The sequence below is a fragment of the Mesorhizobium sp. M0208 genome, assembly GCF_040322015.1.
In the GTDB taxonomy this organism is placed as follows: Bacteria; Pseudomonadota; Alphaproteobacteria; order Rhizobiales; family Rhizobiaceae; genus Mesorhizobium.
In genome coordinates this window covers 86,130-107,255 of record NZ_JAMYSP010000013.1, presented here as the reverse complement: position 1 = coordinate 107,255, position 21,126 = coordinate 86,130, and the positions used below count along the sequence as shown (strand labels likewise).

Below are 21,126 nucleotides of genomic sequence, written 5' to 3'. Positions count from 1 at the left end.
CTAAGCGATGGCTTCATCCCGACCGGCGAGACGGTCCGCGCCACAATCTCGCCCGGTTCCGACCACAATCGGTTAATACGGTGATAAACAATTCCTGCGCACAAAAAGCATTGGGGTAGGGCGTTGCCGGCGTTTCTGGAGTGGGTGCTTTGGCATCGCTGACGTTTATGCTGCGGTGCCTTCGTCGATGCTATAGGGGCAATCAAAATATGCAGACCACGGCGCGCCCGCGTCTTCGTCGCGCTTTCGCTTTCGCGCTGTTGGCCTTGTCGGCAGCGTTTCTTGCGGCATGTGCCGCGCCGCAGCAAAAGGCGATGGTCAACAAGAAACCTCGCTCCAAGGAATATTTTTCCGAAGCCGAATATGGCGTGAAAGCCAGCCCGCGCGTGATGTTCAAGACGTCTCGGGGGCGCGACCAGCTCGGCAAGCCCTATCAGGTGCGCGGCAAGTGGTATTATCCGAAGGAAGACAAACGTTACGCCAAGGTTGGCCTAGCGTCCTGGTATGGTGAGGCGTTCCACGGCCGGTTGACCGCCAATGGCGAAGTCTACGACATGGCAGATCTGACGGCGGCGCATCCGACTATGCCGCTCCCGAGCTATGCGCGGGTCACCAACATGAAGACCGGCAGCTCGGTGATCGTGCGCGTCAACGATCGCGGACCCTATCATGATGGACGCATCATCGATGTGTCGAAGCGCGCTGCTGAAATGCTCGATTATGCCAATATCGGTACGGCCGAGGTGAAGGTCGAATATGTCGGCCGTGCGCCGCTCGAAGGCAATGACGGGCAGTATCTTATGGCTTCGTATCGTCCAGGCAACAGGGCGCCGGATCCGTCGGACGGTCTGCCCAGCGGTGTCATGGTCGCCATGAATGGGCCGTCGCCAAGCCTGGCGGTGAGCGCTGCAGCCGTGCCGTTCCCCGGTCAGCTGACGAATACCGGGCAGGGATCCGATGCAGGGCCTGTCATAGCGGTGCAAGCGTCTGCTTCGGGAGACATTGTACTGCCCGATTTCGGCCCGATCGTGCCGGAGCGTCCGGAGATCAACCTGCCGGCGCAATCTCCATTCACCATGGCGTCGCTGTCTTACGCCGACGAGCGCGTGCAGCGCGCCTCCAACGCGTTTGCCGAGCTGGACGACACCGGCATGTCGCCCGCCGAGCTTCTTCAATCGTGGAAGCGGCAAGCTCCTCCAATCCAGTCGCCCACGGACTATGTCGCGGCGGGTTCGTTCGAGGATGCCGCCGAAGCCGAGCAGGTGGCGACCCAGCTTTCCAGCTTCGGCAAGACCGAAATCCAGCGCTCGGAACTTGAAGGAAAGGACTGGTACTCGGTCAACCTCTATGCCGACGGCCGTGGCAGCCTGGACGAGATGCTGCAGGCAGCGTGGTCGCACGGTGCGCCGGATGCGCTTGCTGTACGCAATTGAGCTCGGGGCTGCCTGGTTTTTCGTGCGCGATTGATCCGCCAGGCAAAAGCCTGATAGCTTCTGCCAACGTGCAAGAGCGCCGGCTCACTGGTCGAATCTGATGAAATTTTTTCACCCTTTCACTGGGCTTATGGCGCTCGGCCTGCTGCTGCTGCTCTCGCTTGCGCCGGCCTCAGCACAGCTTTTCGAGACCAAGGCCGCGCAGGCCTTCATGATCGATGCCGAAACCGGAACCGTGCTGTTTTCCAAGGACGCCGACAGGTTGATCCCGCCGGCCTCGTTGGCCAAGCTGATGACGATGGAAGTGGTCTTCAACGCCATCAAATCGGGGCGCATGACGCTCGATGACACCTTCGTGGTGAGCGAAAACGCCTGGCGCAAGGGCGGCGCTCCTTCGGGGACATCGACTATGTTCGCGAAACTCAAGTCGACGATCCGGCTTGAAGACCTGATCCAGGGCGTGACCGTGCAGGCGGCCAATGACGGCTGTATCGTCATCGCTGAAGGAATCGCGGGGTCCGAGGCAAACTTCGCGGCGCAGATGACCGAGCGTGCCCGCCAGATCGGCTTGCAGAAATCGACCTTCGTCAACTCCACCGGTCTGCCGGCAGATGGGCAGCAAACGAGCGTTCGCGAACTCGCGCTTCTGGCGCTGCATATGTGGCGCAACTACCCGGATCTCTACCGCTATTACGGCCAGAAGGATTTTACCTGGAACAAGATTTCCCAGAGAAACCGCAATCCGCTGCTGGCCATGGATATAGGCGCCGACGGGCTCGCGGTCGGCGCCAGCGAGCAATCCGGGTTCGGCATTGTCGGCTCGGCCAGCCACAACGGCACAAGGGTGATCGCGGCGATGGGCGGCCTGGCAAACGACCGCGAGCGTGCTGAGGAAGCGCGAAAGCTGCTCGACTGGGGCGTTCGCTCCTTCGAGAAGGCTGAAATATTCGCCAAGGACGAAGTGGTTGGCGAAGCCCAGGTCTTTGGCGGCGCCAAGTCCGGAGTCGCGTTAAAGGCAAAAGGACCGGTGCAGATCTTCCTGCCGATCACCAACCGCGACAAGCTCACCGCCCGGATCGTCTATGACGGACCGGTTGCCGCGCCGGTGGAGGAGGGGCAGCCGGTCGGTACGCTGCGCGTCTGGATCGGCGATACTCTGAGCCAGGAGACGCCGCTGTTTGCCGCCGAGTCGATCGGTGTCGGTTCCCTGCCGCAGCGCGCGCTCGACGCCGCCAAGGAACTGGCCGTCGGCTGGCTGCGTTAGCACCGTCGCGGTGGACCTTTTTTCCCGCCGGGACTATACGGTCCCCGAAGTATGGACAAAGGCTTTGGCGCGCGGATTTTTCATCACTTTTGAAGGCGGCGAAGGAGCAGGCAAGTCGACGCAGATCGAGCGGCTGGCAAAGAAGATGCGCGCCAAGAAATACGATGTGCTGGTGACGCGTGAGCCGGGTGGCTCGCCGGGGGCGGAGGCGGTCAGGCATGTCCTGCTTTCAGGCGCAGCCGAGCCGTTCGGCCCCAAGATGGAAGCGTTGCTTTTCGCCGCTGCGCGATCCGACCATGTCGAACAGGTCATCCGGCCGGCGGTCGAGCGCGGTTCGGTCGTGCTTTGCGATCGTTTCATGGATTCTTCGCGCGTCTACCAGGGCGTCACCGGCGGCCTCGACCCGGCATTCATGGACGCGTTGGAGAAGGTCGCCATCAACGGCATGGTGCCGGACATGACGCTGATCTTCGATATCGACCCCGCCGAGGGCCTGAGGCGCGCTACCGCCCGGCGGGGGAGCAGTGACGGACCGGACCGCTTCGAGAAGGAAAGATTGGCCATCCACCAACGCCGGCGCGAGGCGTTTCTCGCGATCGCCGCAGCTGAACCCGAACGCTGCGTCGTCGTCGATGCGTCAGCCGACCCCGACACCGTGGAGGATATCTTTACCGCCATCGTCTTCGCGGCTCTCGAGAGGATGATGCCGGCGCAAAGAAGGCAGGCGGCGCCGGCATGATTTTCGAACGCATCGCGCCGGAACAGCACGATACGCTGGACGGGGTGCCCGAGCCATCCGAGACGCCGCGTCTTGTCGGTCACCCGCAGGCAGCCAACATGCTCGCCACCGCTTACCGCTCGGGAAAGCTGCCGCACGCACTGATCTTTGCCGGACCGGTGGGCATAGGCAAGGCGACGCTGGCCTTTCATCTGGCGCATCATCTGTTGAAGCACCCGGCCTTCGAGCAGGCGCTGGAAAGCCTTGCCGTTCCAGATCCGGCTTCGTCGCTGTTTCGCCAGATCGCCACCGGGGCACATCCTTCGGTTCTGCATCTTACACGCCCCGCGAATGACAAGACCAAGAGCTTCAAGACAGTGGTCACGGTCGACGAAATCCGTAAGGTCAGCCGCTTTCTGTCACTGACCTCGCACGACGGCAGCTACCGGGTGGTTATCGTCGATCCCGCCGACGACATGAACACCAATGCTGCCAATGCTTTGCTGAAGAATCTTGAAGAGCCACCCGCGCGCACCTTGTTCATCCTCATCGTCCATGCGCCGGGCAGTTTGCTGCCGACGATCCGGTCGCGCTGCCAGATGGTGCGATTAGCCCCGCTCGATGCCAAGAGCTTGATGGCGGTTCTGGAGGGCATCGAGCCGCCGCCACCGGAGGATCCTGCGGCGCGCGCGGCGCTGGCGGAGCGGGCAGGGGGCAGCGCGCGCAACGCGATCCTGTTGACGCAGTATGGCGGGCTTGAAATCGCCGCGACCCTCGATGCCCTGGTGATGTCCAAAAAGATAGATGTCGCAGGCGCCTACCGTCTTGCCGAGGCGGTCGCCGGCCGCGACCAGGCAATCCCGTTCGAGATATTCAATCGCCGCGCGCTCGACCTGCTGTCGGCCGGCGCCAGCCAGGCCGCGCTCGCCGGCGATCTCGCGCGGGCCAAAACGCTGTCGGATACTTGGCACGAGGCTTTGAACGCTATATCTGAAACCGAGACCTACAATCTCGACAAAAAGCAGCACGCCCTGACCATGATCGACCGCCTGAATTCTGCAATGCGAATGTGACGGCCGCTGGCGTGGCTTTGAAGCCCCTGAGCATTGATCCCAATCAATCGCAGGAACTTCGAAGCCACCACATTGGCGTCGGATGGCAATTGCCGTTTCGATGCGATATCTCACCGCGACATCTTTCATTCAGACATTCATGACGGCTCATCCATGTCACGCGAAAAATACTACGTCACGACGCCGATCTTCTATCCGAACGGAAAGCCGCATATCGGCCATGCCTACAATGTGATCGCCAGCGACACGCTTGCCCGCTTCCAGCGGCTCGACGGCAAGGACGTCTTCTTCGTCTCGGGGACCGACGAGCACGGCTTGAAGATGCAGCAGACGGCGGACGCCGAAGGCCTGACGCCGAAGGCGCTTGCCGATCGCAATTCGGCGATCTTCCGTTCGATGCTCGAAGCGACCGGCTGCTCGAACGACGTTTTTATCCGAACTACCGAGGAGCGGCACTACAAGGCTTGCCAGGCGATCTGGACACGCATGGCTGAGAATGGCGACATTTACCTCGACCGCTACAGCGGCTGGTATTCGGTTCGGCAGGAAGCCTATTTCGATGAGGCCGAAACCAAGGTCGGCGACGACGGCGTGCGCCGCGAACCGCTCGGCTCGCCTGTCGAATGGACCGAAGAAGAAAGCTACTTCTTTCGGCTTTCCGCCTATCAGGACAGGCTGCTCGCACTATACGAGAACAGCCCCGAATTCGTCGGGCCAGCGGAGCGGCGCAATGAAATCGTCAGCTTCGTCAAATCCGGCCTCAGGGATCTGTCCATCTCGCGCACCACGTTTAACTGGGGCGTGCCGGTCCCGGGCGACGACAAGCATGTGATGTATGTCTGGGTCGATGCACTGACCAACTACATCACCGCTGCCGGTTATCCGGATCCGGCCAGCGAGAGATGGTCTTTCTGGCCTGCAAACGTTCATGTCATCGGCAAGGATATCGTGCGCTTTCACGCGGTCTACTGGCCGGCTTTCCTGATGTCGGCTGGCATCGAATTGCCGAAGCGCGTGTTCGCGCATGGTTTTTTGTTCAACCGCGGCGAGAAAATGTCGAAGTCGGTCGGCAACGTCATCGACCCGTTCGCCATGATCGAGCACTACGGTCTCGACCAGGTGCGCTATTTCTTCCTGCGCGAAGTGCCGTTCGGTCAGGACGGTAGCTACAGCCATGATGCGATCGTCAACCGCACCAATGCCGACCTTGCCAACGATCTTGGCAATCTGGCGCAGCGCTCGCTGTCGATGATCGGCAAGAACTGCGGCGGCGTGGTGCCGAAGCGTGGCGAATTGAGCGACGCCGACAAGGCGATCCTCGATCAGGCAGATGCTGCCCTTGTCACGGCGCGCAGGACGATGGCCGACCAGGGCATCCATTTGGCGCTGGCGGCGATCTTTGGCGTGGTGGCCGAAGCCAACCGCTATTTCGCTGGGCAGGAGCCATGGGCGCTGAAGAAGACCGATCCGGCACGCATGGAAACGGTGCTGTGGACGACGGCAGAGGTGATCCGGCGTGTCGGATTGCTGTGCCAGCCCTTCATTCCAGGCTCGGCGGCAAAGCTGCTCGATCTTTTGGCAGTGCCGGCGGACAGCCGCGACTTCGCGCATGTCGCCGAACGTCATGCGCTGGTGTCCGGTACGGCGCTGCCGGCGCCGGAACCAGTATTTCCACGCTATGTCGAGCAAACGGATACAAGCGCCTGATGCTGGTCGACAGTCACTGCCATCTCGACTTTCCGGATTTCGCCGAAGAGCGGGCGACCATCGTCGCCCGCGCCCTCGCGGCCGGCGTCGGCCGTATGGTGACGATCTCGACGAGGGTGAAGCGATTTAGCCAAGTGCTTGAGATTGCAGAGACTTTCGATGAGGTCTATTGCTCGGTGGGCACCCATCCGCACAATGCGGCGGAAGAGCTTGACGTCGCTGTCGATGATCTGGTGCGGCTCTCTGCTCATCGCAAAGTGGTGGCGATCGGCGAGGCCGGGCTCGACTATTTCTACGATCATGCGCCGCGCGACGCACAGGCTCAGGGCTTTCGCACCCACATCGCCGCGGCGCGCGTGACCGGTCTGCCGCTGGTCATCCATTCGCGCGACGCCGACGACGACATGGCTGACATCCTCGAAGAAGAAACAGGGAAGGGCGCCTTCCCCTTCATCCTGCACTGTTTTTCGTCTGGGCGCAGGCTAGCCGAGATCGGTGTCGCGCTCGGCGGCTACGTTTCGTTTTCCGGTATCCTGACCTTCAAGAACTCCGCCGAGCTGCGCGCCGTCGCCGCCGATGTGCCGCGCGACCGTCTGCTGGTCGAAACCGACGCGCCATACCTTGCGCCGATCCCGTTTCGCGGCAAGCGCAATGAGCCCGCCTATGTCGCGCATACAGCCAAGGTGCTGGCCGAGACGATCGGCTTCAGCGAGGCCGAGATCGCTGATATCACCACGGATAATTTCTTCCGGCTGTTCAGGAAAATGCCGCGCCCGAGCGCGCCGGGCGCCTGACGCATGAGCGACCGGTTACGTCTTACCGTCCTCGGCTGCGGCTCATCGCCGGGCACGCCACGCATCACCGGCGACTGGGGCAGTTGCGATCCCGCGAACCCCCGAAACCGGCGCACGCGCACCGCAGCGCTCGTCGAGCGGATCGCGGCGAATGGCGTCCGGACCACGGTCGTCATCGACACCGGCCCGGATTTCCGCGAGCAGATGCTGCTGGCATCGGTCAGGCGCATCGATGCGGTGGTCTATACACATCCGCATGCCGACCATATCCACGGCATCGACGATTTGCGCGGCTTCGTACTGGAGCAGCGCCACCGGATCGACATCCATGCCGATCAGGCCACCATGCTGCGCTTACGCGAGGCGTTCCGCTACTGTTTCGAAACACCGAAAGGCAGTTCGTATCCGCCGATCGTGAACGCCCATATCATCGACCACGACAGGCCGGTGGTGATCGAGGGCGAGGGCGGCGCCCTCACCCTCGAACCGCTGGTGCAGCTTCATGGCGACATCACCTCGCTGGGTTTCCGCATCGGCGGGCTGGCTTATTGCCCTGATGTCAGCGACTTTCCGGACGCGACCGCCGAGCGCTTGCGCGGGTTGGACGTGCTGGTCATCGACGCGCTGCAATACACCGTCCATCCGAGCCATCTGTCGCTTGGCCAGGCGCTTGGCTGGATCGAAAGACTGGCGCCGAAGAACGCGGTGCTGACGCATATGCATGTGCCACTCGACTACGCAACGGTAATGGCCGAGACGCCGGCCAACGTCGAGCCTGCTTATGATGGCATGACGATCGAAATCCCTTACGAATCAGCGTGAAGGATCGAGTTTTTACGGTTGGGTTTCTGAGTGGGGTCTCGCAAGGTGCGTGAAACCAATTCTCGCTCTAAAGCCGGCCCAGCGGCTCGCTGGTGCCACTTCCACGCCACATTCTTATCCGCCATTTCAGTTCCATAACCTATCTTATGCGACTGAAGCTTGTAGCAGCCATTTTAGGAATGCGACGGTTGAGCAAATTAGAGATGCGACATTTGTCGTGCGTCTGACGAACCGCAGCATTACAACCAGCAAATGACCCACTTTCTCGGCTTTCCCGATCACCTCGCCGATGGCCGCATGCCTCGTGCGGTGATCTTCGGAGCCGGTCACGGCAGCACGTATCCCAGCGAGGACAGTCATGGCTATGCCTTGGCAGCCGACGCCATCCGCGCTGCAAGCCGGGTCGATGCCACGCTCATCGAGCACTGGGATTTCGATCTTGGTGGCCCGCTGTTCGACGGCAGGCCGATCTGCTGCATCGATACCGGCAACATCCCGACCACCATGCATGACAATGCCGGCAACCGGGCCAAGATCGAGGCGAAGACGCGCGAGGTCCTGGCATTGCCGGCCGTGCCGATCCTGCTCGGCGGCGACGACTCCGTGCCCATTCCCTTCCTCGCCGGATTTGCGGATCACGGCCCGGTCTGGATCCTGCAGATCGACGCCCATATCGACTGGCGCGACGAGTTGCATGGCGAACGATACGGCTATTCGAACCCGATGCGCCGGGCGAGCGAGATGCAGCATGTTGCCGGCATCGTGCAGGTCGGCATCCGTGGCGTCGGTAGCGCACGCATCACCGAAATCGAAGCTGCGCGGCGCTATGGCAGCCGTTTCGTGACCGCCCGCGAGGTTCACGCCCAGGGCGTCGAAGCCGCTCTCCGATACATTCCGGAAGGAGCGCGGATCGTCATCACGCTCGACTGCGATGGCCTCGATCCCGGTATCATGCCTGGCGTAGCTGCGCGTACACCCGGCGGCCTCACCTATACGCAAGTGATCGACCTGATCGCGGGCCTCGGCAGGCGGGCCAAGATCGCAGGATTCGACCTTGTCGAGCTCTATCCTCCCGCCGACATTGACGGCCTGTCGGCGATGACCGCCGCGCGCCTTCTCGTCAATGTAATCGGCACCATCGTCCGTCAAGTTTGAAAGCCGGCTTCCTCACGCATGATGGCCAGACAAGATTTCATCGGCTGCCGGCCAGGCGCGAAGATTCTCAACCGGCATGCTAGGGTTGCGAATCATGAAGCGACTTGGGCTCTTCACAAGTTTCGTCCTCACCCTCGCCTGCGTGCTCACTGGCGCGCGAGCGCAGGACTTTGATCGTGCGCCAGGCGAGAACGACCTGGCTTTCGCCAAACGTGTTGTCGGGTTCGCCGACAATGCTGATCCGCACACCACAGCCGTGAGCTGGAGCGGCCTCCAGACACTCTTCGTCGATTACCAGACCGCTGAGGACTATCCGGAACGCCCGCTCGTCGCGCTGCAACGGCTAGCTGACAACAGATATCGCACAATCCAGGTCACGATCGGTGAACAAGAGGGCGACACGCCGGACATAGCGCTCGGCCTCGCCAACGCCGACCACGACCCGGCAAAGGAACTGATCGTGATACTTTCCTGGGCTCAGATGCACTACGATGTCGAAGGGACGCTCTACGAAGTTCGCATCTTCGATGGCCCCAAGCCAGGCCAGAAGGCGCTGACTCAATTGAAAGCGAGCCGGAAGTTCGACGCCACATGCGACTGCCATTGGCGCGACGGCACAACGAAGCACTTCCGCTTCAAGACGATCGCAGCGGTCAAGACTGAACTGAAGCGCCTGGGTTATTAGCCGCCGGCGAGGGCTCGCTTCCCGGATGCTGCCCTCGCCATCTCGCCTATGCTGGCCCGCAATCGTCACCAGCGCCGGCACAGGCACAGTCTGGGTCGCTCGTCAGAACTCCATATCACCGAAGTCACCGCCATTGTCGGAGCTGGCATCGCCTGCCTGATCGGCTTCGTCCGGCTGCGGCGTCGGCTGTTCAGCTGCCTTCGCTTCGCTGCCGCCAAACATGCCGGCGATCGCGTTGCCGAGCAGCACTCCGCCGGCCACGCCCATCGCGGTCTGCGCAGCGCCAGCAAGAAAACCGCCGCCTGCCCGCTGTGGCGTGTCCTGCGGCCCTTCAGTTGCAACGGAGGCGGCGCGCCCTACCCGCGGAACCGAGCCCGAGCGCCTGCCGCCGCTGCGGCCGAAGAAGCTGCTGAGCGGTCCACCGCCGGCGGGCTGCTGCGCCTGCTCTTCCAGTTCTTCGATGCGCGCCTGAGCTGCGTTCAAGGCCTGCTCCTGAACCACGATCGTCTGGGCCATGTAATATGGCGCGCCAGGCTGCTGGCCGATCTGATCCTGGATGAAGCGCTCTGCTTCCGCATCGCGCGGCGACGCCTGGCGCTCGACATTTGCCAACTTCTCGAAGAGGCGTCCGATCGCCTGTTGATCGTTTCTGTCCATGATATCCGCCTCCGGTCGTGGTCCGACGCCGGCTATTCGCGCTCGCCGGTGAAGTTCAACAGCAGTTGGAAGATGTTGATGAAGTTCAGATAGAGCGAGAATGCACCGAAGACAGCGAGCTTCTGCTGTGATTCCGCACCGAAGTTTTCCGCATACTGCTCTTTGATAGTCTGGGTATCCCAGGCGGTGAGGCCGATGAAGACGGCGATGCCGATCACCGAGATCGCGAACTGGAGCGCGGTCGAGCCCAGGAAGATATTGACGATGCTGGCGATCACCACGCCGATCAGGCCCATGATCAGGAACGACGAGAACTGCGTCAGGTCGCGTTTGGTCGTGTACCCGTAAAGGCTGGTCGCGCCGAACATGGTGGCGGCGATGAAGAAGGTGCGTGCGATGCTGGTGCCGGTAAAGACCAGGAACACGGAAGCCAGCGACAGCCCCATGACCGCGCAGAATGCCCAGAACATCGCCTGGGCGCCGGCCGCCGACATCGTCTGCATCCGGAAGGAGAACAAGAGCACAAAAGCCAGTGGTGCCAGCATAACCACCCATTTCAGCGGTGTGGAGAAGATCGGCACGTAAAGCGCGGGTGTGGAAGCCACCACGAACGCGATCACGCCCGTAACGACGAGGCCAAGGCCCATGTAGTTGTAGACGCGCAGCATGTGCCGGCGCAGGCCTTCGTCGTAGACGGCTCCGGCTCGGGCTCCGGCCCCGATATATCCGAGATTGTTCATGTGGTTCTCCTTCTTGAAGGTCGATCAGTAAAGCGTCTTGGCGAGCGCTTCGGCCGTGAGATCTATGCCTTGGATGTCGCTATGTGCGACGACCGCGTAGGCGACCTCGCCGATCTGGAAATAAGCTGAGGAAACGTCGCCCGAGGGAACGACAGTCGGCTTGACGACGTCGAATGTCCCGGGCCTGATTGCGAACAACGAGACCAGCCCCATCTCTTTCGTCTCGACAGCCATCTCGACGCTCGGGCCGAACTGCGATGGGTAGATCTGCACGTCGCGGACCGTCCAGTCCGCTGGCAGCGATGGCATAATGATCGCCGTCGCGGCGCGAACTTCGTCGGCATTGTAGCCGGGCGCTTCGGGTTGCGACGACATCGCCTCGCGCACGAGCGTCGTGCGGTGCGCCCGGACCGCGTCCTCCACATAGGCGGGCGGATGGGTCGAAGCGACGACTTCCGTCACCGATATCGGTCCGATGAGCCCGTTCGCAAGCCAGCCGGCAGCGACGAAGACAGCGACTGCCGCCGCTCGCTGCAAAGCACCAAGGACGCGGCCGCGCGCCAATCCCCGCTCCAGCCGCCGTGCGGCCTCGGCCGTCGAGGGCCGCGCCATGCCTTTCGATCCGGCAAGCGCCACGCGCAATTCGTCACGCATCCGCAGGTCGGACATCACCCGCGCGGCCGCGTCCGGGCGGGCCGAAAGGAACGCCTCGACCTCGATGCGGCGTGCCACGTCCAGCTGATCGTCGACATAGGCGTCGAGATCGGTGTCGGTCACGGGATCGCGCAGTTGGTTCATTATCGACCTCCGACGATCTTCAGATGGCCTTTCGCCCGTGCCGGTGCCGCGTCCTCCATCTCGCGGAGTGCCGCACGTGCCCTGCCGATGCGCGACATCAGCGTGCCAAGCGGCACGCCGCTAACCTCGGCCGCCTCGCTGTAGCTGAGCCCCTCGATGGCGACGAGATGCAGCGCGCAACGTTGCTCTTCCGGCAATGTGAAAAAAGCGTCGCGCACCTGTGCCAGACGGACCGAATGTTCCTGCGCAGCCTGGACGCTGGCCTCGGCGAGATAGCCGGCCTGTTCGATGCGCATTGCTTCGGATTTGCGGGATCGCAAGCCGTCGATGAACGCGTTGTGGACGATCGACAGCAGCCATACGCGAAGGTTTCCGCCGGAGCGGAAGCTGCCGCGTCGCTCATAGGCACGCACCAGCGCATCATGCACCAGATCCTCTGCATCGGCGCTGTCGCGTGTCAGCGAGCGTGCATAGCGGCGCAGTGAACCGAGCTGTCCCAGAATGTCGAAGCGTGGCATCGGCCGTTTCATGTCCTGTTTACGGAGCAGGTCGGAATTTTAATCCCGCTCGCCCGAATTTTTCGGCTCGCCGCGCTCTCTCTGGGAGATATCGCGCCTGCCCTCGCCCGGCAGATAGTATCGGCCGCCCTCGAGGCAAACCGACGCCGCGTTGGCGCATATGAAACTGCTGGCAAAGCACGGCCGGTTTGCGTATCACTCCGCCGCCAACGGAAACTTATCGATGTTCGAAAATCTCCAGCCCGCGCCTGCCGACAAGATCCTGGCCTTGATCGGCCTCTATCGCGCCGACCCGCGTCCCGACAAGGTCGATCTCGGGGTCGGCGTCTATAAGGATCGCGACGGCAAGACGCCGGTGATGCGCGCGGTGCGCGAAGCCGAAAAGCGGTTGCTGCAGGGCCAGGATACCAAGACCTATCTCGGCCTCGCCGGGGATACCGCCTTCAACGCGGCGCTGGCCAGGTTGGTGTTCGGCCCAGCCGCCGACATGACACGCATTTGTGCGGCACAGGCGCCTGGCGGCTCCGGCGCGCTGCGGCTGGTGGCAGAGCTGCTGAAAAGGACCCGCACCGACGCGATGGTCTGGCTGTCGGATCCGACATGGCCGAACCACACGCCGGTCATGCGCGCCGCTGGCCTGCAGACACGCGAATATCCCTATTTCGACGCTGCTTCTGGTGCGGTTCGCTTCGACGACATGCTGAATGCATTGAGAACCGCGAATCCTGGCGACGTCGTATTGTTGCATGGCTGTTGCCATAACCCGACGGGCGCCAATCTAGACATCCCGCAATGGGCTGCCATTGCCGATCTTGTCGTTGAGCGTGGTCTGCTGCCTTTTGTCGACATCGCCTATCAGGGCTTTGGCGACGGGCTTGATGCGGATGCCGCCGGCTTGCGCCTTCTGGCGGCAAAAGTTCCGGAAATGGTCGTTGCCTCGAGCTGCTCGAAGAACTTTGCCGTCTATCGCGACCGAGTCGGTGCAGCGCTGATCATGGCGAAAGACGGCGCGCAGGCGGATTTGGCGATGGGCCAGATGCTGTCGGCGGCACGTGCCATGTATTCGATGCCGCCGGACCACGGCGCGGCGGCGGTGCGCATCGTGCTCGAAGACTCCGCATTGCGTTCCGATTGGGAGGCAGAGCTTGAAGAGATGCGGCTGCGCATGCTGCGGCTGCGCGTCCAGTTCGCCGAGGCGCTGCGGCGGCAGTCCAACTCCGACCGTTTCGATTTCGTCGCCAGCCATCGCGGCATGTTTTCCCGGCTCGGCCTGTCGGAAGAGCAAGTCGAGCGGCTGCGCGCCGAGCATGGCATCTACATGGTCGGCGACAGCCGCATCAACGTTGCCGGGCTGCCCGAGGACGGCATGGATGCGCTCGCCAAGGCGATCGTCTCCGTGCTCGACTGATGCTTTTGCTAACTAGGATCTTCCGGAAACCGGCTTCCACTTTCGTATCATGGTCTGGCGACCCATCTGTGGACAAGGCGCCCTCACCGGCTGAAGCCGTTGGCCGCACAGCCGTGTACAGGATAGCGTTTCCCAGATGAAACCCTCGAAAGATATTTCCCGGCTGATCGAGATCATGGCAGCGCTGCGGGCGCCGGAAACCGGTTGCCCGTGGGATATCGAGCAGGACTTTTCGACAATCGCGCCATACACGATCGAGGAAGCCTACGAAGTGGCGGACGCCATTGCGCGCGGCGACCTCGACGATCTGCGGGATGAGCTCGGCGATCTCCTGCTGCAAGTGGTCTACCACGCGCAAATGGCCGAGGAGGCCGGCGAATTTTCATTCGGCGATGTGGTCCAGGCCATCACCACAAAAATGATCCGCCGCCACCCCCATGTCTTCGGCGACGACAAGGCGCGCAGCGCCGGCATGGCCAAGGGCATGTGGGAAAAGATCAAGGCAGAGGAAAAGGCGGTGAAGCGCAGTGCGCGCCTCACCCGTGGGCTCGACCCGGAAGACCATGGCAAGGGCTTTCTCGACAGCGTGCCGGTCGCGCTGCCCGCGCTGACCCGGGCGCTCAAGCTGCAGGAAAAGGCCGCCCGCGTCGACTTCGACTGGAGCGAGGCGGCACCGATCCTCGAAAAGATAGAGGAGGAGATCGGCGAATTGCGCGAAGCGCTGGCCAAAGGCGACAGCGCGCCGATCAAGGATGAGTTCGGCGACATGCTGTTTGCGGTCGTCAATCTCGGCCGGCACCTCAGAATTGATTCCGAAGCGGCACTCAGCGGCACCAACGAAAAATTCCGGTCGCGCTTCCACTATGTCGAGCGGACGCTGCAAGCGTCGGGAAACAGCCTCGAAGAGGCGACGCTGGACGAGATGGAAGCGCTCTGGCAGCAAGCAAAAAGTGCGAAGTAAAGGTCCCTACCCGTTGTTTTGACGGCGCAATCGGCTTTCGATCTCCTGCCGGGCGCTGTGCGTGGCCTTGAGCGCGATGGTCACGCTGCCATCCTCATTGTCATCACGCAAGACGATGTCGCCGTTCCGGTAAAGCCAGTCGACGACGGCGAGTTGGTCGGGCTTGAGCGTGACGGTGAACGTCTCCAGTTCGCCCGACATCATCGTCTCGATGATCGCCTTCAGCGCATCGATGCCCTCGCCGGTCACCGCCGATATGGCGATTGGCGGTGCCTTCTTGCCGTCAGCACCATCAGCAAGCAGCCGCGCCCGGTTGCCCTCGTCGAGCCGGTCGATCTTGTTCCATACTTCGATGACTCGCTTGCTATCGCGGGCATCGACGCCGAGATCGGCAAGGATGCGCTCGACATCTCCGGCCTGCGCGGCCGTATCGGGATCGGAGATGTCGCGCAGATGAATGACGAGGTCTGCCTCGACCACTTCCTCCAGCGTCGCCCTGAAGGCCGCGACCAGATGCGTTGGCAGGTCGGAAATGAAGCCGACCGTATCGGAAAGGATGATCGGCGTACCGTGCGGCAGGCGCACGCGGCGCAGCGTCGGGTCGAGCGTGGCAAACAGCATGTCTTCGGCCAACACCCCTGCTCCGGTTAGCCGGTTGAACAGCGTCGACTTGCCGGCATTGGTGTAGCCGACGATCGCCACCACCGGAAATGGCACCTTCTTGCGCTTGGCGCGGTGCAGGTCGCGGGTGCGGCGCACGGTTTCGAGCTCGTGCTTCAGCTTGGTGATCTTGTCCTGCAGCACACGCCGATCCGACTCGATCTGGGTCTCGCCAGGACCGCCGAGAAAGCCGGCGCCGCCGCGCTGGCGCTCGAGGTGGGTCCAGCTTCGGACAAGCCGGCCCTTCTGGTAGTTGAGATGGGCAAGGTCGACCTGCAGCGTGCCTTCTTTGGTGCGGGCGCGCTCGCCGAAAATCTCCAGGATCAGCCCGGTGCGGTCGAGCACCTTGGCGTTCAACTCTTTTTCGAGGTTGCGCTGCTGTACCGGGGTCAGCGGATGATCGACAATAACCACTTCCGCGTGGCCCTCTTTGACGATCTCGGCGAACTCCGCGACCTTGCCGCTGCCGAGCAGGGTCGCCGGACGTGGATCGTTGACGGTCACCACCGCCGTGTGGACCAGGTCAAGGTCGATGGCGCTGGCGAGGCCGACCGCCTCGTCGCGACGGGCCTCGGCGGAACGGGTCAGGCGCGGACGATTGGTATCGTCGTCGCCACGCGGCTGCCGGGTAAGCACCGGCACGATGACGACCGCCCGGGTCGGACCGTTCGCCTCTGTCCCGGTCTGATGTGCTGGTTTTCCGCGAACGCTGCGGTCCGCGTCTTTCTCACGTGCCAATCAGGCGCCCTGGCTTTCCTCACCATCGAACATCTGAACCGGCTGGCTCGGCATGATCGTGGAAATAGCGTGCTTGTAGACAAGCTGGGAATGGCCGTCGCGACGCAGCAGAACGCAGAAATTATCGAACGAAGTGACCACGCCGGTCAGCTTCACGCCGTTGATGAGAAAGATGGTGAGTGGGTTTTTGCTCTTGCGAACTGAATTCAGGAACAGGTCCTGAAGATTTTGCGATCGTTCCGCCATTGTTCTTGTCTTTCGCCGATCCCCTTCGGTTTGCAGGCCAATGCGCCAAATTAGCCGGCACATGTCAAGCACGCAAACACCATCTTGCCGTCAGTAACGACAAGCAGAACGAGATATATTGATGTTCATTCCATCTGTGCGGTTATCAGGCTGGACTTTTTTCCGCAACGTCAAAAAAGGCCTGCCGTAATGAAACTGTTATCGAGCCCGGGTGGCCGTTGGCGACGGGAGCGCCATCGATCGCCACCACCGGCATGGCAATCGTGGTTGCAGAACTGATGAAAACCTCGCGCGCGGCCTTGGCTTCGGCAACCGAAAAGCCGCGCTCCTCAATCTTCAGGCCAAGCTTGGCGGCGACATCGAACAGTGTCGTGCGGGTGATGCCGCGCAGGATGCCGTGCTCGGCGGGCCGTGTCACCAGCACGCCGTCCCTGGTGATGATCCACGCGTTCGACGATCCACCTTCCTTGACGGTACCGTCAACATCAACGAACCAGGCCTCCTGAGCGCCGGCTTCCTTGGCTTTCTGCTTGGCCAGCACGTTCGGCAGCAGGCCGACCGACTTGATATCGACCCGATCCCATCGGTTCTCCGGCACCGTGATGACCCGGATCCCGCTCTCGGCCCGCTTCGCGGCAACTGCAGGATCGGCTTTTTTGGCGATCACCACCAGTGACGGCTTCGTGCCCGCCGGCGGGAAGAAAAACTCGCGGCTGGCGACGCCGCGTGTCACCTGGACGTAGATCAGACCGTCGACGACATGGTTGCGGCGCACCACCTCACGCATGACGAGCGGCAGCACGCCGCGCGTGATCGGCCAATCGATCGAGAGTTCGGTAAGTGAGCGGTTCAATCGAGCGAGATGGCGCGGCATGTCGACGATGAAGCCTCGTGCCACCTCGCAGACCTCGTAGACGCCATCGGCGAATTGATAGCCACGGTCTTCGATATGCACCGAAGCTTCGGCGTGAGCGACATAGCGCCCGTTAACATAGGCAATGCGCGGCATGGCAAATCCCTGGAAGAAGTCCCAGCTTTCTTATGCGATTCCAAGGACCGCAGTAACCGATAATTGCGTGGGCCACGACTGGTTTGGCTGTCAGACGCCCAGCGACTTCAGCTTGCGGTGCAATGCAGAGCGTTCCATGCCGATAAACTCTGCCGTCTTCGAGATGTTGCCGCCAAAACGGTTGATCTGGGCGATCAGATAATCCTTTTCGAATTGTTCGCGTGCTTCACGCAGCGGCAGCGCCATTATGTGCTGATCGGACTTGTTTGGAGTGCGCGGCATGACGTCGCCGATCTCGGCAGGCAAGAGGTCGGCGGTGATCGGCGCATCGACATCGTCGCCACGCGCCAGGATCATCAGACGCTCAACATTGTTTCGCAACTGCCGAACGTTGCCCGGCCAGTTGTGCGCCTGCAGCACCGCCAGCGCGTCGTCGCCGATGCGACGCGGCTTGATGCCGGCCTGGCGAGCGATCTGCTTCATGAAATTGTCGACCAGATAAGGAATGTCCTCGCGACGCTCGGCCAGTCCCGGCACCATGACCGGAACCACGGCCAGGCGATGATAAAGGTCCTCACGGAAACGGCCGTCGGCGATCATGGCTTCGAGGTTCTGCGAGGTCGACGAGATGATGCGCACGTCGACCTTGACCCGCTTGGTGCCCCCTACCCGCTCGAACTGCTGTTCGACCAGCACGCGCAGGATCTTGTTTTGCGTCTCGCGCGGCATGTCGGCCACTTCATCGATGTAGAGAATGCCGCGATGGGCTTCCTCCAGCGCGCCGACCTTGCGTTCGACGCCGTTCGATTCGGTGCCGAACAGCTCGATCTCCATACGCTCAGGCGTGATGTTGGCGGCGCTCAGCGTCACAAAAGGTGAACTCTTGCGCGCCGACAATGCGTGGATGGCGCGCGCCGCCAGTTCCTTGCCCGAGCCGGAGGGGCCGATAATCATGACGCGGCTGTTGGTCGGCGCGACGCGCTCGATGGTCTGGCGCAATTGGCTCATTGCGGACGACATGCCGATGAGGTCGAAAGTCTCGCCGCTGCGCAACTTGAGATCCGAAACCTCGCGTCTCAATTTGGACGTTTCAAGCGCCCGTTCGGCAATAAGGATCAGCCTGTCGGCCTTGAACGGCTTTTCAATAAAATCATAGGCGCCGCGGCGGATGGCCGAGACCGCCGTTTCGATATTGCCGTGGCCCGAGATCATCACCACCGGCAGGTTCGGGTGCATCGTCTTGATCTCGTCCAGCAGAGCGAGGCCATCGAGCCGCGAGCCCTGCAGCCAGATGTCGAGGAAGATCAGCCGGGGTGCTCGGTCGGCGACCGCCGCCAGCGCGCTGTCGGCGTCAAACGCCGTGCGTGTTTCGTGACCTTCGTCGCTCAGGATACCGGCGACGAGTTCGCGGATGTCTTCCTCGTCATCGACGATGAGAATATCAGACGCCATTACCGACCTTTTCAGTTTCTTTTTCGTGTTCTGTCTTGCCCTCGCCGCGTATCGGAACTGTGGCGGCAACCGGCAGGATGATGCTGATCATTGCACCCCGCCCATCGTGGAAGTCCGCTGGTGCATCGTGCAATTCGAGTCGCCCGCCATGGTCCTCCACGATCTTCTTGACGATAGCGAGGCCAAGCCCGGTGCCTTTCTCGCGTGTCGTCATGTAAGGCTCGAGCAAGCGCTGCCGGTTTTCGCGCGGCAAGCCCCTGCCGTTGTCGATGACGTCGATTCGAATCGCGCCATTCTGACGCCCGGCTTGAATCCGGATTATGCCGTGCGGACGATCCTCTGCATCAAGTCCGTCGATGGCTTCGGCAGCATTCTTGATGACGTTGCCGAACGCCTGCGCCATCAGGCGGCTGTCGAACGTGCCTTTGAGCGGCTCATTGCCGAAGACGCGCTCGAAGGTGATGTCGGCGCGGCTTACTTCGACCAGGAACGAGGCCTCGCGCAACGAATCGCGCAGATCGATTGCCTTCATTTCCGGTTTCGGCATGCGGGCGAACGCCGAGAACTCGTCGACCATGCGGCCGATGTCCTCCACTTGCCGGATGATGGTGTCGGTGCATTGATCGAAAACCTCACGGTCCTCGGTGATGACCTTGCCGTAACGGCGCTTGATGCGCTCGGCCGAAAGCTGGATCGGCGTCAGCGGGTTCTTGATCTCGTGGGCGATGCGCCGCGCCACGTCGGCCCATGCAGAGGAACGCTGTGCCTGGACCAGATCGGTAATGTCGTCGACTGTCACGACGTAGGACTTATCCTCCGAATCCTCCGAACCGTCGTCGCCGGCTTCAATAGTGATCTGCACGTTGAAGGTCCGTTCGGTGCCGGCACGATAGAAGGTGACCTGTTCGCGATAGACCGGCTTGCCCGATTTGCGGCCGATCTCGAAAACGCGGCCGACATGCGGCAGCACCGCGGAAAGGTTCTGCCCAAGCGCTGCCGGAGCGGATATGGCCAGCATCGTTTCGGCCGAACGGTTGACGATGGTGACGATGCCATATGGATCGACGCCGATGACCCCGGCGGTGACGCCGGCAAGCACCGCCTCCGAAAAGCGCCGCCGCTCGTCGATCAAATCCTTGGCCGACAGGATCTCGTTGCGCTGCGATTTCAGCTCCATCAGCATCTTGTTGAAGGTGTCGCCGAGCGAGGCGACGTCACCGTCGGAGGGGCGGACAGGCACGGCTACGTCGAGATTGCCGGTAGCGACCTCGTCGGCGGCGCCGATGAGCTGACGAATCGGCCGCACCAGGCGGTCGGCCACCGCAATGCCGGTCCAGATGGCGGACAGGATAATGATCAGCGTCAGCGACAAATAGGGAAGCGCGAAAGCCACTTGCGAGGTGCGGCGATTGTCTTCGAGACCGCGATATTCGGCTGTGTTGGATTTGACGATCTGCCGCGCCTTGATCACCTCGGGATCGACGAGGCGGATGGTGTAAAGATAGAGGCCGTCGATCTCGCGCAGCTTGACGATGGCACCCATGATGTTACGGGTGCGCGGTTCTATCAGCACCGGCTTGCCGTCTGCAGCGCTTGCCACGGCGCCCTCAGGCGGCTCTGGCATGGCAAAGTCCGCGTCGGTCTTGGCGCTCATGACGAAGGAACCATCGGGCTTGATGAGTGCTGCGTGCGCCAGCGAGCGACCCACCGCCTCCTTGTTCATGAGGTCGAGGAAACCGGTACGATCGAGGCCGTAAAGCGTGCGCGAAGCGTCGAGGTCGTAAGCCATCGACAACGTCGTGCCCTGAAGATTTCGCGCGTTTTCCTGCACATAGGCGTCAGCGATCGACAACGACGAATTGACGATCGTCTTGGTGCGGATCTCGAACCAGCGGTCGAGGCCGATGTCGAGCGTGATCGACGCGATGATCGCCACCATGATCGCGGGGATGGCGGCGACCAGGGCAAACATCGCTACTATGCGCACATGCAGGCGCGACGCAGCCTTGCCATGTCGTCGTGCCATCAGGATGCGGTGCACCTCGCGGCCGACCAGCAAGATCAGAAACAGGACGAACGCCGCATTAAGTGCAATCAGCGCCAGCGTCGTCCTCGCGTCGGGTGTGATCGGCGTCGCGCCGACCAGAATGGCGAAGGAGATCGCTGCCGTCACCAGCGCACCGGCAATGGCGATCACGCCCGGCAGCGCAAGCAGCCGGCGACCGTCTCGCGCGCCCGTATTGCTGAAAAGCGATTTGCTCAGTGTCGGTGCGTGCAGGGCCATGTCG

The 21,126-nt window shown here is 62.1% G+C and carries 20 protein-coding genes; 11 read left to right on the top strand and 9 right to left on the bottom strand.

All coding sequences use genetic code 11. The features are described from left to right. Positions 1–209: 209 nt before the first annotated feature. From NKJ17_RS15550 to NKJ17_RS15510, 9 genes are all read left to right on the top strand, one after another. The gene (locus NKJ17_RS15550) at positions 210–1,433 is read left to right on the top strand and encodes a septal ring lytic transglycosylase RlpA family protein (protein ID WP_352689315.1); all 1,224 of its coding nucleotides are present in this window, start codon (positions 210–212) and stop codon (positions 1,431–1,433) included. Between the two features lie 130 nt (positions 1,434–1,563). Further along, complete coding sequence (locus NKJ17_RS15545; RefSeq protein WP_352689353.1) at positions 1,564–2,697, top strand: D-alanyl-D-alanine carboxypeptidase family protein; 1,134 nt, start codon at positions 1,564–1,566, stop codon at positions 2,695–2,697. A gap of 64 nt (positions 2,698–2,761) precedes the next feature. Further along, complete coding sequence (gene tmk / locus NKJ17_RS15540) at positions 2,762–3,436, top strand: dTMP kinase (protein ID WP_352689313.1); 675 nt, start codon at positions 2,762–2,764, stop codon at positions 3,434–3,436. Next, the gene (locus tag NKJ17_RS15535; RefSeq protein ID WP_352689312.1) at positions 3,433–4,488 is read left to right on the top strand and encodes a DNA polymerase III subunit delta'; all 1,056 of its coding nucleotides are present in this window, start codon (positions 3,433–3,435) and stop codon (positions 4,486–4,488) included. The genes tmk and NKJ17_RS15535 overlap by 4 nt, the downstream gene beginning before the upstream one ends. A 120-nt stretch (positions 4,489–4,608) precedes the next feature. Further along, a complete protein-coding gene (gene metG, locus NKJ17_RS15530; RefSeq protein WP_352689351.1) occupies positions 4,609–6,195 on the top strand; it encodes a methionine--tRNA ligase in 1,587 nt (528 codons plus the stop codon). Beyond that, positions 6,195–6,989: a TatD family hydrolase gene (locus tag NKJ17_RS15525; protein WP_352689311.1), complete on the top strand. Its 795-nt coding sequence runs from the start codon at positions 6,195–6,197 to the stop codon at positions 6,987–6,989. Before metG ends, NKJ17_RS15525 begins: the two co-directional genes overlap by 1 nt. Before the next feature lie 3 nt (positions 6,990–6,992). Continuing rightward, complete coding sequence (locus NKJ17_RS15520) at positions 6,993–7,811, top strand: MBL fold metallo-hydrolase (protein ID WP_352478841.1); 819 nt, start codon at positions 6,993–6,995, stop codon at positions 7,809–7,811. 252 nt (positions 7,812–8,063) lie between these two features. Continuing rightward, entirely contained in the window at positions 8,064–8,966 is a 903-nt protein-coding gene (locus NKJ17_RS15515) for an agmatinase (RefSeq protein ID WP_352689309.1), read from the top strand. Between the two features lie 94 nt (positions 8,967–9,060). Further along, a complete protein-coding gene (locus NKJ17_RS15510) occupies positions 9,061–9,651 on the top strand; it encodes a hypothetical protein (RefSeq protein WP_352689308.1) in 591 nt (196 codons plus the stop codon). Between the two features lie 102 nt (positions 9,652–9,753). On the opposite strand, the gene NKJ17_RS15505 is transcribed toward NKJ17_RS15510, so the two are convergent. The 4 genes from NKJ17_RS15505 to NKJ17_RS15490 are packed head-to-tail and all read right to left on the bottom strand — an operon-like array spanning position 9,754 to position 12,376. Next, a complete protein-coding gene (locus NKJ17_RS15505; protein ID WP_352689307.1) occupies positions 9,754–10,308 on the bottom strand; it encodes a DUF2076 domain-containing protein in 555 nt (184 codons plus the stop codon). A 32-nt stretch (positions 10,309–10,340) separates the two neighbouring features. Further along, positions 10,341–11,048 (bottom strand): Bax inhibitor-1/YccA family protein, encoded by a 708-nt coding sequence (locus tag NKJ17_RS15500; protein WP_254817208.1) that lies wholly within the window; start codon positions 11,046–11,048, stop codon positions 10,341–10,343. A 24-nt stretch (positions 11,049–11,072) separates the two neighbouring features. Next, the gene (locus NKJ17_RS15495) at positions 11,073–11,846 is read right to left on the bottom strand and encodes an anti-sigma factor family protein (protein WP_352689305.1); all 774 of its coding nucleotides are present in this window, start codon (positions 11,844–11,846) and stop codon (positions 11,073–11,075) included. After that, positions 11,846–12,376, bottom strand: coding sequence for a sigma-70 family RNA polymerase sigma factor (locus NKJ17_RS15490; protein ID WP_352876799.1), 531 nt, complete (start codon positions 12,374–12,376; stop codon positions 11,846–11,848). The genes NKJ17_RS15495 and NKJ17_RS15490 overlap by 1 nt, the downstream gene beginning before the upstream one ends. A 211-nt stretch (positions 12,377–12,587) precedes the next feature. Here NKJ17_RS15490 and NKJ17_RS15485 point away from each other — a divergent pair, with 211 nt between their 5' ends. Both NKJ17_RS15485 and mazG read left to right on the top strand, forming a co-directional pair. Then, on the top strand, positions 12,588–13,772 hold the full coding sequence (locus NKJ17_RS15485; RefSeq protein WP_352689304.1) for an amino acid aminotransferase: 1,185 nt from the start codon (positions 12,588–12,590) through the stop codon (positions 13,770–13,772). A gap of 136 nt (positions 13,773–13,908) precedes the next feature. After that, on the top strand, positions 13,909–14,733 hold the full coding sequence (mazG, locus tag NKJ17_RS15480) for a nucleoside triphosphate pyrophosphohydrolase (protein WP_352689302.1): 825 nt from the start codon (positions 13,909–13,911) through the stop codon (positions 14,731–14,733). Positions 14,734–14,739: 6 nt separating this feature from the next. On the opposite strand, the gene hflX is transcribed toward mazG, so the two are convergent. From hflX to NKJ17_RS15455, 5 genes are all read right to left on the bottom strand, one after another. After that, the gene (gene hflX / locus NKJ17_RS15475) at positions 14,740–16,131 is read right to left on the bottom strand and encodes a GTPase HflX (protein ID WP_352689300.1); all 1,392 of its coding nucleotides are present in this window, start codon (positions 16,129–16,131) and stop codon (positions 14,740–14,742) included. Further along, on the bottom strand, positions 16,132–16,377 hold the full coding sequence (hfq, locus tag NKJ17_RS15470) for an RNA chaperone Hfq (RefSeq protein WP_006202172.1): 246 nt from the start codon (positions 16,375–16,377) through the stop codon (positions 16,132–16,134). Positions 16,378–16,522: 145 nt separating this feature from the next. Beyond that, entirely contained in the window at positions 16,523–17,386 is an 864-nt protein-coding gene (locus tag NKJ17_RS15465; RefSeq protein WP_352689299.1) for a D-amino-acid transaminase, read from the bottom strand. A 90-nt stretch (positions 17,387–17,476) separates the two neighbouring features. Beyond that, positions 17,477–18,838, bottom strand: a complete 1,362-nt coding sequence (gene ntrX / locus NKJ17_RS15460) for a nitrogen assimilation response regulator NtrX (protein ID WP_352689297.1) — start codon at positions 18,836–18,838, stop codon at positions 17,477–17,479. Continuing rightward, the gene (locus NKJ17_RS15455; protein ID WP_352689296.1) at positions 18,828–21,122 is read right to left on the bottom strand and encodes a sensor histidine kinase NtrY-like; all 2,295 of its coding nucleotides are present in this window, start codon (positions 21,120–21,122) and stop codon (positions 18,828–18,830) included. Before NKJ17_RS15455 ends, ntrX begins: the two co-directional genes overlap by 11 nt. Positions 21,123–21,126 lie beyond the last annotated feature (4 nt).